The 13,351-nt window shown below is 42.3% G+C and carries 11 protein-coding genes; 3 read left to right on the top strand and 8 right to left on the bottom strand.

Going from position 1 to position 13,351, the window contains the following annotated elements; all coding sequences use genetic code 11:
- Window positions 1-98: 98 nt before the first annotated feature.
- Together DP116_RS20870 and DP116_RS20865 are read right to left on the bottom strand one after the other, a co-directional pair.
- The gene (locus DP116_RS20870) at window positions 99-2,330 is read right to left on the bottom strand and encodes a WD40 repeat domain-containing protein (protein WP_169156995.1); all 2,232 of its coding nucleotides are present in this window, start codon (window positions 2,328-2,330) and stop codon (window positions 99-101) included.
- Window positions 2,331-2,500: 170 nt separating this feature from the next.
- Window positions 2,501-3,142: a J domain-containing protein gene (locus tag DP116_RS20865; protein ID WP_339381509.1), complete on the bottom strand. Its 642-nt coding sequence runs from the start codon at window positions 3,140-3,142 to the stop codon at window positions 2,501-2,503.
- Here DP116_RS20865 and DP116_RS20860 point away from each other — a divergent pair.
- Together DP116_RS20860 and DP116_RS20855 are read left to right on the top strand one after the other, a co-directional pair.
- Window positions 3,126-4,226, top strand: a complete 1,101-nt coding sequence (locus DP116_RS20860) for a tocopherol cyclase family protein (RefSeq protein ID WP_169156994.1) — start codon at window positions 3,126-3,128, stop codon at window positions 4,224-4,226. The genes DP116_RS20865 and DP116_RS20860 overlap by 17 nt on opposite strands.
- 755 nt (window positions 4,227-4,981) lie before the next feature.
- Window positions 4,982-5,515: a YdcF family protein gene (locus DP116_RS20855; protein WP_169156996.1), complete on the top strand. Its 534-nt coding sequence runs from the start codon at window positions 4,982-4,984 to the stop codon at window positions 5,513-5,515.
- A gap of 70 nt (window positions 5,516-5,585) precedes the next feature.
- On the opposite strand, the gene DP116_RS20850 is transcribed toward DP116_RS20855, so the two are convergent.
- The 6 genes from DP116_RS20850 to plsX all read right to left on the bottom strand — a co-directional run bounded on the left by DP116_RS20850 (window position 5,586) and on the right by plsX (window position 11,352).
- Window positions 5,586-5,888 carry a DUF2288 domain-containing protein gene (locus DP116_RS20850; RefSeq protein WP_169156993.1) on the bottom strand — a complete coding sequence of 101 codons (303 nt, stop codon included), beginning with the start codon at window positions 5,886-5,888 and terminating at the stop codon, window positions 5,586-5,588.
- 169 nt (window positions 5,889-6,057) lie between these two features.
- Window positions 6,058-7,101 carry an AI-2E family transporter gene (locus DP116_RS20845; protein ID WP_169156992.1) on the bottom strand — a complete coding sequence of 348 codons (1,044 nt, stop codon included), beginning with the start codon at window positions 7,099-7,101 and terminating at the stop codon, window positions 6,058-6,060.
- Window positions 7,102-7,368: 267 nt separating this feature from the next.
- Complete coding sequence (locus tag DP116_RS20840; protein WP_169156991.1) at window positions 7,369-8,007, bottom strand: lysophospholipid acyltransferase family protein; 639 nt, start codon at window positions 8,005-8,007, stop codon at window positions 7,369-7,371.
- Between the two features lie 187 nt (window positions 8,008-8,194).
- Window positions 8,195-9,073 (bottom strand): ACP S-malonyltransferase, encoded by an 879-nt coding sequence (fabD, locus tag DP116_RS20835; RefSeq protein ID WP_169156990.1) that lies wholly within the window; start codon window positions 9,071-9,073, stop codon window positions 8,195-8,197.
- Window positions 9,074-9,211: 138 nt separating this feature from the next.
- The gene (locus DP116_RS20830; RefSeq protein ID WP_169156989.1) at window positions 9,212-10,204 is read right to left on the bottom strand and encodes a beta-ketoacyl-ACP synthase 3; all 993 of its coding nucleotides are present in this window, start codon (window positions 10,202-10,204) and stop codon (window positions 9,212-9,214) included.
- 122 nt (window positions 10,205-10,326) lie between these two features.
- Window positions 10,327-11,352, bottom strand: a complete 1,026-nt coding sequence (gene plsX / locus DP116_RS20825; protein ID WP_169156988.1) for a phosphate acyltransferase PlsX — start codon at window positions 11,350-11,352, stop codon at window positions 10,327-10,329.
- 558 nt (window positions 11,353-11,910) lie between these two features.
- Between plsX and DP116_RS20820 the strand changes: the two genes are divergently transcribed.
- The gene (locus DP116_RS20820; protein WP_169156987.1) at window positions 11,911-13,233 is read left to right on the top strand and encodes a D-alanyl-D-alanine carboxypeptidase; all 1,323 of its coding nucleotides are present in this window, start codon (window positions 11,911-11,913) and stop codon (window positions 13,231-13,233) included.
- Window positions 13,234-13,351: the final 118 nt, after the last annotated feature.

Here is a 13,351-nt window from a genome sequence, read left to right as displayed (position 1 = left end):
GTTATAAATATAGTCTTTTTTACTGTCTTACCGGAAAAGTTGATTTGCATTTCTTGAGGTGCTGATTTCATTTGCAGTCTCCAGGTGCAATGCCTAGCTTAATCACAAGGCAAAAGCATGACAGTGTTATCACCATTGCCACCCGCTGCCAAAGTCTTACCATCTGGACTAAACACAACACAATAAATTGGATCTTCACCAACAGTGAAAGTACGGATTTCTTTCCCTGTCTCCACTTGCCAAAGCCTCACCGTCTTGTCTTTGCTACCACTTGCGATCTGTTTGCCATCTGGACTGAATGTCACAGAACAAACATCATCAGAGTGTCCTCCAAGAGTGCGGAGTTCTAAACCGCTTGAGAGTTGCCAAATCTTAATTGTCTTGTCTGTACCGCCACTTACAAGGGTTTTCCCATCTGGACTAAAAGCTATAGAATAAATTCCTCCCAATTCTTCGGAGTGACCTTTAAGAGTCAAAAATTTATTTTCAGCCAGATACCACACTTTGATAGTTTTATCCTTCTTAGCACCAGCACTGGCTAAAATCTTTCCATCTGGACTGAAAGCAAGGCAGAAAACCTCGTCACAATGCCCGTGGAGTGTAGAAGTTTCTTTATTTGTATCTATAGACCAAAGCTTGACACTCTTATCTTTACTACCGCTAGCTAAAGTTTTTCCATCTGGGCTAAATGCGACAGTATAAACTTTTTCTTTATGCCCTTTGAAGGTAGAGATTTCCTTTCCTGTGGAAATATCCCACAGTTGAATCGTTTTATCATCATTTCCACTTGCCAAAAGTTTACCATCAGGACTGAATGCTACAGAATTCACTGCGCTAGAACAGGAAAATCCTCCGGTTTCCCTAAGCATGCGAGGTTCTTTGTCAGCTAAATGCCAAATTTTTATGGTTTTGTCATCACAAGCACTGGCTAATGTTTGCCCGTTGGGACTAAAAGCGACGGACGTCACTTTATAGGAAACAGGACTTTCTGTTGTTGAACCTTGTGTTGTTGGGGGTGATGTCGGTACGCTGACAACAGGTGTAGAAACTTCAGCTGTTGGGGGTGATGTCGGTACGCTGACAACAGGTGTAGATACTTCCGGTGTTGGGGGTGATGTTGTTGTGCTGACAACAGGTGTAGAAACTTCCGGTTTTGGGGGTGATGTTGTTATGGTGACAACAGGCGTAGAAACCTCAGGTGTTGTATGATTGACCTGAGAACTCGGGCTTTGTGTCACCGTCACTGGAGATAGATTTGGAGAAAAATTTGTTGTCTGTTGCTTCTTTTCCTGAAGAGGAGGAGGTGGTGCTGGTGATTTAATCGTTACCTGAGATAGTTTGAAACCTTCTGGTTTTTTCTTTTTTTCGGATAGGTTTTGAGATTGCTGCTTTCCCAAAGACAACTCCTGTAGTTCAGTCTGTAGTAGGGCGATCGCGTACTGAAGTTCTTGAAACTGTTTTTGAGTATTTGCACTTAAATTTTGTGTCAGGGCATCAAGTTCACTCAGGTGTTGTCTAAGATCATCCACATTTTGTTCCTGCTGGGTTTGCTGTAATGCCTGTATCTGGTGTTGAGTGTATCGATTTAATTGCTGTGCAAAAGAGTCCAGTTGAGAAAGGCGCACAGAAAGTGGATTAATTTGCTGTTGTGTCGTTGTACTCAACTGTTGTACAAGGGTGTCGAGTTGAGTGAGTCGTTGACTTACAACATCAATATTTTGTTCCTGCTGGGTTTGCTGTAATGTCTGTATCTGCTGTTGTGTCGTTGTACTCAACTGTTGTGTCAATGCATCAAGTTGTCCAAGGCGCTGATAAATAGGGTCTATCTGTTTGTGAGTGTTTATCTTTAACTCTTGCGTAAAGGTGTCGAGTTGAGTTAAGCGCTGTCTAAGATCATCGGTATTTTGTTCTTGTTGATTTTGCAGTAATGCCTGTATCTGTTGTTGAATGTTTGTACTGACTTGTTGAAAAGAGGCATCAAATTCTTCAAGACGTTGGGTGAAAATATTGACGTCTTGCTGCTGGTTCTTTCGTAACTCATCAAGCTGCTGTTCAGTTGTTGCACTAAGTTTTTGAGTGAAAGTATCGAAGTTTGTCAGTCGTTGTCGGAGTGGATCCATGAGTAGATCCTGTTTGGCAATTGTTTGTTGTTGATGCTGGTAGATCAAATACTTTAATCTTTCTCGATTAGCAACGTTTAAACAAGCTGTTACAGTCAAAGGAGCAGCTACATAAATCATTTGTTGCGTGAGTGCGGCTGTGACTAATCCCAGTGCAGAAAAAGAGACGGAGGCGTATTCGCTAACTTCTAACCAGTGGAGTTTGACCATAATCAGGTGAGTGCTGTGCTTGGTGCCTAAATCAGAAAGAAAATAACTTGAGCGCGTAATGCGGTTTGACTACCCTATCCTCATCTTCTGCTAATAAATTTCTCGAATCTATGCCCAGAAGTACTCATGTCAACAAGAGATGACAAACACAAGTGCATCCGGGTGACTTCTTAAAACCCACCAAAGCGCCTGATCCAGTGTAAAAACCTTTCTAGAAGGGATTTGAGCTTTGATTTTTTTCGGGACGTTCTGGAGGATCTTGATGATGGGGATCCAGAATGAGTCTGTTTGTTTTTCAACTTCGCTTCGATTTGTGCGGCTTTATTTAAATCAGAACTGGCTCGATACTCATATCCAAGTAGGGAGCAAATAAACCCACGGTATTTGTAAGCATCGATGTAGTTAGGATTGAGGCGAATTGCATGAGTAAAGTCAACAAGTGCTTCCTGGTATCTTCCTTGTTTTGCATTCTCTGCTCCCCAGTTGTAGAAAAGTTCGGCATTGGAGCGACTTGTATAAATGTTTGTGTGTGTTGTCTGAGTGGGCGGATCAGCAGAACTTGGTAAATCAGATTTCAGCTTGTTGTAAGCTTCGTTGATTTGTTTAATTTTTTCTTCTGCTTCCTGTTTTTGGTGCGGATGAGAAAACCGATCAGGATGCCAAATCTTAACTAGCTTACGATAGGCTTGCTTGACTTGTGTTGGTGATGCACCGGGTTTGAGTTTGAGGATAGAGTAGGCATCATTTATGTTAAGGCGATCGCTCATACTGGGAAATAGGCAGCATCGTAAATCTATGTTAACTATTTCCACAAATTCTCATCATTCTATCCAAACACCCCACAGCGGTTATCACTGGGACGGTAGTACTCGTCGCTTTTTTGAAGGTTGGTATTACCGCGTCACCTTACCCGCAGAAGGTCAAACTTTTGCTTTCATGTATTCTATTGAAGACCCCGTCGGCGGTAAACACCACAGTGGCGGCGCAGCACAAATCCTCGGTCCCAATGACGAGTATTTATGGCGGACGTTTCCAGACGTGAGCAAATTTTGGGCAAGCCGTAACGTTTTGGGCTTAGGTCATTGGGGTAAAACAGACCTCCTACACACTAAACCTGTGTACCTCCTTCCACCTGAGTTTGAACACCATATTCAAGAAGGCTACCAAGCAACCGCGACCTTGAACCAAGGAGCAATTCACGATCCTGGGACTGGTAACTATTGTCGCTGGGAGTATGAAATTCAACCCATTTATGGATGGGGTGATAAAGGAAGTATTCAACAATCAACAGCAGGTTGGTTGTCATTTTTGCAGATTTTTGAACCCGGATGGCAAATTCTCATGGCTCATGGCTTAGCTTCCGGTTGGATTGACTGGAATGGTAAACGCTACGAATTTACCAACGCCCCAGCTTACGGCGAGAAAAATTGGGGAGGCGCTTTTCCCGAAAAATGGTTTTGGCTCAACTGCAATAGCTTTGAAGGCGAAAGCGACCTTGCTCTGACTGCTGGCGGCGGACGACGCGGTGTTTTATGGTGGATGGAATCTGTAGCTATGATTGGTATACACCATCAAGGCAAGTTTTATGAATTCGTACCCTGGAATTCCCAAGTACACTGGGATATTCAGCCTTGGGGTAGATGGCAAATGCAAGCACGGAATTTGCAGTATGAAGTTGAGGTCACAGGAACTACCGATTCACCTGGGACTCCTTTACGTGCGCCAACGGCAAATGGTTTAAGATTTTGCTGTCGTGACACCATGCAGGGAGAGTTAAATTTAGAGCTGCGAGAATTCGGTATTGGAAAAAGAAAAACTATCCTGAAAGCACGTAGTTTCTTGTGTGGATTAGAAATAGGCGGCGGATCTTGGGACAACTCTTGGCAGTCCCGCTAAAAATGGTATCATGTTGAATGATGTCTGTTTGGGGCTGTAGCTCAGCAGGATAGAGCGAGCGCCTCCTGAACTATCGGGCACTATAGAGGAAACTCTATGAGTGAATGTAGTTAAATTCGGTGAACCCTAAAAAGATAGAAAAAAGTAGGATTGGTTGTCTTTTGACCACAATGCTGACACTTTATGGGAATACCGAGCCAAGCCTGAGCATAAAACTATGTCATTTCTTATGCAGGTCAGCTCAGGAAGGTGTAGAGACTAGAAAGCTACCACCTAAGGGCTTAAAGCCTACGGTGAAGGTATAGTCCAGAGAGTGGGGAAACTCACACAAATCTGAAGCGCTAGGTCGCCGGTTCGAATCTGGCCAGTCCCGTCCTCTAATACACTTGATAAACGAGGGAAATCTTTGGATTTGCCTGGATAGAGGTTAAAATTATCCATTGAATCTGGAGATGTTGTTATTTGTAGGCACAGATAATACAAAATCTGCGTCTGTAACTTCAAGCAACCCTGACAATTGCGAGTCGTGGTTTGTTAAAAATATCTCCTGATATGGACTTTAGAAAAGGAAGGTATTTACATCGGATTTGCTATACAAAACTTATGGAACAGAAACATGACTCAAACACAAATGTGAGTTCATTTTTTAGCGCTTTGATAATGTACGTTATGATTCTTGCAACAAATAATGTTTAAGCAACCGAGGTGATAAGCCCTTGAAAAAGCAACAATCTAAAGGTATTTCTTCTCGGTTTATGATTCTAGCACTACCACTTATGATGTTGTGGGGTTACAAGGAAATTCAAAGCCAATTTATGCAGCCTCAAGCAATTTTAGTTTTGGGTGGTTCGACATCTAAATTAGAGCGAGAAAAGTTTACAGCAAATTTTGCACAAAAACACCCCACTTTAAGTATTTGGATTTCTGGGGGTAGTCCTCCAAAGGTAACTAAACAAGTGTTTGCTAAAGCTGGAGTTGATACAAGGCGGTTGCGTCTAGACTACAGAGCAAACAACACTGTAGAAAACTTTACAACATTGGTAGATGATTTGAACAAAAGAGGCATAAAAAGTGTTTATTTAGTGACTTCTGACTACCATATGCGCCGTGCTAAAATCGTTGGTGAAATTGTTTTGGGTAGTCGAGGAATTGATTTAAAACCTGTCACAGTCCCTTCAGAGACTTCTCCCGAACCAATTGGAAAATCTATCCGTGATGGAATTAGAGCTATAGTTTGGGTAACAACTGGTTACACAGCTATTGATGAAACTCAAAATAACCAGCGATGAAATCAGTTATAAAAAGAATAGTTAAAAGAATTCACAAGTAAAAAATATTTAAAAAAACTCTATATCTTTTTTAGGCAGCAGCTTTCTCTTGTACAAGTACATAAGGTTGGACAATCAAAGTCTTAAACCTCTTTGCACTCTGGGTGTTCCATTTTCCTATTTGTGCAACTGAGGGTTTGGTAATCAATGCTTCATCGATCCAGGTTTGCACTTGTGATACGTTATCGCCAGCGATCGCCACTCCCACATCTAATAAATCTAACTCTTCTACCACGAAAATTAGAGCATCCCGTTGCGCATGAGGAATCAGCCATTCCCACTCCGCTTCATCCAAATTTTCTCTTAATTCCGCTCTTAAATCTGTATTAGTCATTCGTCAGGAGTTATTAGTTCTCAATTACTATCATAAATAAATCCAACAAAAATAACACATCTTTTTTTGCTATCTTTCAATCTGTTATCAGAAAACTATACTTTCCGAGAAACTATATACACTTTTTCTTTAAATTCATTATTTTTTTTAATGACTAATGACTCATGACTCATGACTCAACTTCCGCTTTCATTTCATCAATTTCAAATAAAGACACTAAAACTCCAGCAATCGGAATAGAAATAAAAAGTCCCAACAATCCTGCAACTTTAGCCCCAACAAGTAAAGCAAAGAAGACAACAACAGGATTAAGATTGAGAGCGCCTTGCATAATTCTAGGCGTAATTAAATTGTCTTGTATTTGTTGAAGTATGATGCAAGCTACTAAGACTCTGAGTGCCATCCAAACACTTTGTGATAAGACAATTAAAGTAATGATACCCACTCCCAATGTAGCTCCTATACCAGGAATGATGTCCAGTATTCCGACTATGACTGATAAGATCAATGCGAAAGGCACTTTAAGTATCAAGAAAACAAGAAAAGTTGAAGATGTCAAAAATAAGGTTAATATCAGCTGACCTCGAAAAAATCCCAAGAAGTTACGTCTGATTATATTTGTAAATTTATCTCGTCGTCGCTGGGGTACTGTTTTTATAATAAAAGACCAAAGCTTTTCGCCGTCTAGTAACATAAAAAAAGCGACAACTGCAATCAAGAGAAAAGTCACAAAGTTAGTAATCATACTTTGGAAAATATTTAAACTATTAACAAGTAAAGATATAGCTTGATTTCGCAACTGTTCTTCAATGACGCTCAAATCTATTGGCAAGTTACGGTTACGAAGAAGAGCCTCTATTCGCTCTACTAGCGGTATTAAAGAGTTTAAAAATGCAGAGACTGTGTCAATTAATTGTTGTCCTTGAGATAAAACGGTTAAACCTACAGTAATTGTCAAACCACCAATAAGGGTAATACTCAATAGGAAAATGACAACAACTGCTATACTGTGTGGTAAAAAGTGCCGCAGCCATTGTACAGGATAACTCAGTAAAAAAGCTAAAATGGCAGCAAATGTAAAAATAACAATGACTGATTGAAAATAATCTAGAAGTAGTACAATCGCCCACCCAGAAGCAACGAAAAGCAAAAAACGGACTAACGCCAGATTATTTAGGCGATACCAAAGATTGTTGGCATCAAAACTGCTCATATATTATTTAGGGATAGCTTGATGACAGTGAATTTGGTCTAGCAACGTGGAACAAATATCAACTTTAATTTAGGATTTTAGATTATGGTTTTTGGTCTTTTTCCTGAGAAAGAGGCGCAAAAAATATGCTATTTGTCAGACAATTATTGACAATTATCTACTCAATTAGCGATTCTAAATCTCAAATTCAAATTGCATTGTTTTAAATTGACACAAATTCAGTGGCTTTTGCCACCTCCTTTAAGCATATTTTCAGACTCTTCCAAATTATCGTCCCAACTCGTGGAGCGTGTTAATTTCTGCTGTACACTTTTGCGTTAATGCTTCCAATTCCTCTTTATCATTGGAACTGGGAGGATCTATCAACGTCCCAATTCGCACTGTGACTGGAACAGAAAGAGGAGTTCTCGAACCTTTTTGCTCAATCGCCTGAGTTCCCCATAAAGATACGGGTAAAAGTGGGACTTTGGCTTTAGCAGCAATCAGGGCTGCACCTCTTTTAGGATCTGTAATGCGTCCGTCTGGAGTACGTGTTCCTTGCAGAAAAAGACCTACAGCCCACCCGTCATCAAGATACTTCATAGCTGCACGGATAGCAGTGCGATCAGCACTACCTCGACTCACAGGATAAGCACCGTACAACTGAATTGCTTTGCCGAGAATTGGGATTTTAAAGAGTTCTTCCTTTGCCATAAACGCCACTGGACGGCGTACGCAATTAGAAACAATGGGTGGATCGTAGTTACTAGCATGATTGCTAACTAGTAGTAGTGGTCCTGTTTTAGGGACATTTTCAGCACCATAAATTCGTCCCTTGAAATAAACCTGAAGCATAGGACTGACCACTGACCACTTAAATGCATGGTACAGTAACAAACTTACATATGGTTCACGGCTTCGAGACATAGTCGAGTGGGAGGGGTTAAACAATTCAAAATTCAAAATCGCGTAGCGTTGCGAGTGAAGCGAAGCAATCTCAAAATTCAAAATTCAAAATTCAAAATTCAAACTATGGAAATCACCAATCTGAATGTGGAACAAGTGAGTAGTGAGTAGTTAGTGACACAATTAACGACTCACTAGTCATAACTCACTAAAGAGCCAAATCAGCTACACTGCTGACGTTTTCTAAGATTAAGTCAGAGCAAGTGCGTTTAATTAAACCAGTTAGCACATTACCAGGACCAATTTCTACCACTCGCTCAATGCCATTTTCTGGTAGTGCTAGTGAAATTTCTCGCCATCGCACTCCTCCAGTCATTTGTTGTATTAAACGTTTTTTCAAAACACTTGCATCAACAGTAGGAACTGGTTCTACGTTTGATAACACTGGTACAAAAGCTTGATGAAATTCGACTGATTCTAAAATATCTTGAAATTCAGCGGCTGCTGGTGCCATTAAAGGCGAATGAAATGCCCCAGAAACATTCAAAGGCTTAGCACGCTTTGCTTTAACTTGAGACATTACGGCTTCTACTGCTGCGGGTGTGCCTGATATGACTACTTGACCGGGACTATTATCGTTTGCTATCACTACCTCGGGAGTTTCAGCAATGACTTTTTCCAACTGTTCACGATCAAAGTTCATTAAAGCCGCCATCATCCCACCTGCAGTGGTCTCCATAAGTTCGGCACGACGCTTTACTAAACGCAACCCATCAGACCACTCGAATACTCCAGCCACGTAAAGGGCGACGTATTCTCCTAAACTGTGACCTGCAACTAAATTCGGTTTTTCTTTTTCTCGCACAATATCAGCGAGAATGCTTTCTACAACGTATAAACAAGGCTGTGTGTAGAGAGTGTACGATAGCTTTTCGGCATTGTTCTGACAGATTTCGATGACAGACCAGCCTAATATGTTCTCAGCTTGAGCAAATTTTTCTTGCGCGGATGGCACATCTAATAAGTCTATTCCCATTCCCTGGGACTGCGAACCTTGTCCAGGAAATACCCATGCAGTTTTAGTCATTAGTCATTAGTCATGAGTCATTGGTCATTGGGAGGCAGTGCGGTCTTGGGGGTTTCCCCCATGAGCACCTGCCGTTCATTGGTCATTGATCATTTGTTATTAACAAAGAACAAATAACCAATGACAAAGGATAAAAAACTATCTTCCCCATTGGAAGATTGCTGCACCCCACGTTAGTCCAGCACCAAAGCCAGAGGCAGCAATAATATCACCTGTTTTGATTTTGCCCTGCCGCACTGCTTCATCTAAAGCAAGAGGAATGGAGGCGGCAGAAGTGTTGCCATAATTGGCGAGATTACTAATAACTTTGTGTTCTGGAATATTTAGGCGTTGAGCAACAGCGTCGAGAATGCGCTGATTTGCCTGGTGCAATAATAGCCAATCTATTTGGTCAACACTAAGGTTAGCGCGAAACAAAGCTTTGTCAAGCACTTCTGGGACTTTTTGTACGGCAAAACGGTATACCTCTTTGCCATTCATGGTGATGGGTTGGAAGTTGCCTTTGCCAACATTGACCTCTTGAGTCAGTTGTGTAGGTTCAGCTGCATAGGCAAGGTTAAGGCAGTTATTCTGAGTTCCGTCGCTTCTAAGTTCAAATCCCAGCAAGTAATCCTTTTGGTTTGCCTGTATGACTACAGCTCCTGCACCATCTCCGAACAATACACAAGTACCCCGGTCTTGCCAATCCACCCAACGAGAGAGAACATCCGCTCCAACAAGCAGTACGTTTTGATAAACCCCAGTCCTGATGTATTGAGCAGCGGTCACTAGCCCAAACACAAAGCCAGAACAGGCTGCGGTGATATCAAAAGCTACCGCTTTGGTAGCTCCCAATTGGGCTTGAATTTGACAAGCACTGCCAAACAAGTCATCAGGACTAGAGGTGGCTAGCAGAATTAAATCCAAGTCTTGTGGGGAAATTCCAGCCATCGCGATCGCCTGCCGACTAGCAGCACTCGCAAGTTCAGTTACCGTTTCACTTGCTTTTGCCAATCGCCGTTGACGAATTCCTGTTCTTGTGGTAATCCATTCGTCTGATGTTTCAACCAGTTCTGTTAATGTGTGGTTATCCAGGAAAGTTGCTGGTACTGCGGATCCACTTCCTGTGATTGCTATTCCTAAGTTTTGCACTCTGGCATCTCCAAAGCTATCAGCTTTTAGTCATTACTCATTAGTCATTAGTCTTTAGTCAACAGTCTTTAGTCGTTAGTAAAAAACTTTTGAGTTTGACTTTGACTCGAAACAATTGACTGTTAACCACTTTCGCGCTGAATGCTGATGTTTTGAGACTGAATTCTGTGCAACACTTGGTTATCCACAGCTTCTTTTGCCATGCGAATTGCATTAAAAATCGAAGGTGCTTGGGAGCTACCGTGACTGATAATGCAAATTCCATCAACGCCTAAAAGCAAGGCCCCTCCACGTTCTGCATGGTCTACGCGCTGCTTTATTCGCTTGAGGTTAGGTTTTAAAATTGCTGTCCCAATTTGACCGTGTAATCCCTGGGGTAATTCTTCTCGGATAATCTGCAACAGGACTTCCCCAACTGCTTCGGCAAATTTTAACAACACATTGCCCACAAATCCATCACACACAATCACATCAAAGCGACCGGAAAGGACATCACGTCCTTCCGCATTGCCAATAAATGAGATTTGGGGATTTTCACGCAGCAGTTGGTTAGCACGAACAGCCGCGTCATTCCCTTTGGTGTCTTCCTCACCGATATTCAACAAACCGACAGATGGTTCTTGAATACCCAAGACATACTGACTATAAACCGACCCCATAACGGCAAATTGCTCTAAAAACTTAGGACGGCAGTCTACGTTTGCGCCCACATCAAGTATGAGCACTGGTTTACCTGCTACTATCGTCGGAAACACCGCACCAATTGCTGGACGGTCAATTCCTCGGAGTCGTCCCAAGCGGAGCAAAGCTGATGCCATCGCTGCCCCAGAGTGACCAGCAGAAACCACAGCATCAGCCCGCTGACTTTTTACCAAATCCATCGCTACGTTAATCGAAGCCTTAGGTTTGCGTCTGATACCGCTTAAAGGCTCCTCGTCCATTGTGATCGTTTCCTCAGCAGGAACGATCTCCACCTGCCCCAGATGAGTTTTTGGCGGCAGTTTGCTTTTTATTTGTTGGGGTTCGCCTACCAATAAGACTTCTACACCCAATTCTTCTCGTGCTCGCAGTGCGCCAGCAACGATTTCACCGGGTGCGTGATCCCCTCCCATTGCGTCAATTGCGATCCGTGCGCCAGTCGATCCCATTGCTCAGAGCTTCTAGAAACCTTACAAATTTTACCAGATGCCTCTACTGAAAGTAGTAGATGTTCTGATCAAGGCAAAAGTTATGAAGTATGAGTTATAAAACTTTCAATCTTCATGCTTGATCGATCATCCTTTCTCAAGAGGTGCTGACAAGCTCAACATAACATGAATTACCTCTGTAACTGAGAACCAAAACCACAGTATTTAGGATAAAATTTAATCCCTTTTGACAAAAACAGGATTTTTGGCAACACAAAAAGCACCAAAGCTACTTAAAATCACAAAATTAGCCTGATTTAGGCGTCAACCTCAGAAAAATGTGGGATAGACAAAAATGAGTGCCCTGCATTAACAACTAGATTCACTAAACGTGCAAATGAAAACCCTCTATTTTCAAATATTTTGAACGTATGGTTATACTTTGTACCAAAGCTTCTTTGCATGCCCTACTTCCGCATGGCAAAAAGTGCGGTTATCATGACTCAATGCTTAACAGCAGGAAACACTTACGTAATCATACACGAAACAAAATAGCATATTCTACAGAGGCAATGAAGCATGCTGGAATTGTTTGGTTCAGGTTTAATTTCTGTTTGGCTAGAAATGGCTGGGGTCACTGTCAAGCCCATAAATGCTTTGGATATATTGGCTTGGCAAGGTAGTCCTGGCTTAGTTGTTGCCGCCGATCCAAATCCAGCTGGGTCTAATACGGTGCTGGAATATCTCAAAGGACTACAAACATTAAAATTAGTGGCAGCAAATCAAATGGAGAGCCAAGGAATTTGGATGCAATCTGGACCGATGCTTATGGCTAATCACCAAGGCACGACTGCTCTACCGGCTGCTTCCTTAACCAAAGTTGCTACGTCACTTACTGCTTTCAAAAATCTTGGTCCAGACCACCAATTTCAAACTTTGGTGAGTGCTACAGGACCGTTGCAGAATGGAGTATTACAGGGCGATTTGGTCATTACAGGTGGTGGCGATCCGATGTTTGTTTGGGAGGAAGCCATTACCCTTGGCAATAGTCTCAACCAGATGGGCATTAAGCGTGTTACAGGAAATTTAGTGATTACCGGCAATTTTGCCATGAATTTCCAACGTCATCCACTGCTAGCAGGTCAGATGCTTAAGCAAGCACTGAATGCTGCTACTTGGCCCCGTGGGGCTACTTTTCAACACTCGCTGATGCCAAAAGGAACTCCCAAGCCTCAACTTGTCATCGCTGGGGGAGTGAAAGTAGAACCAATAGCAAATCCTCAACCGACTTTGCTATTGCGTCACCACTCACTACCCCTAAAGCAAATCATTAGGGAGATGAACGTTTTCAGTAACAATGAAATAGCTCAAATGCTGGCAGATGCTGTGGGGGGAGCGGAGGTCGTGCAATCAACAGCAGCCAGACTTGCAAGAGTACCACAGTCAGAAATTCAGTTAATCAACGGTTCAGGGTTAGGACCGGAAAATCGTATTTCTCCCAGAGCAGTTTGTGCAATGTTTATGGCAATTCAACAGGAAGCACTCGCTTATCAGTTGACTTTGGCTGACTTATTTCCAGTCTCCGGGTTTGACCATCGGGGGACGATGCACTCTAGACATTTACCTGCGGCTACGATCATGAAAACTGGCACTCTCCGGGATGTTAGTGCTTTAGCCGGAGTGGTACCTACACGCGATCGCGGTTTGGTCTGGTTTGCCATCATTAACCGTGGTACAAATGTCTCAGGTTTCCGCACTGGACAAGACCAATTGTTGCAACGTCTGGTGCAGCAATTACAAGTTGCTCCTGGTGTTCCTGCTACTCTCACTCCCCACATAGCTGTCAACACAATACCTCAATTAGGTGCGGCTAGTCGTAATGAGATGTTGTATGGAGGTTAGTCATTAGTCATTAGTCATTAGTCATTAGTCCTTGGTTTTTACAAATCATAAATGACACATAAGTCAATACAGTTCAGTTAAGCCTCAAAGTCAGGTAAAGTAAGCATTATTCGCAAGC

This window comes from Brasilonema bromeliae SPC951 (genome assembly GCF_012912135.1).
GTDB lineage: Bacteria > Cyanobacteriota > Cyanobacteriia > Cyanobacteriales > Nostocaceae > Brasilonema > Brasilonema bromeliae.
Note: the sequence above shows the minus strand (reverse complement) of the source record. Positions and strands in the feature narration are given on the sequence as shown.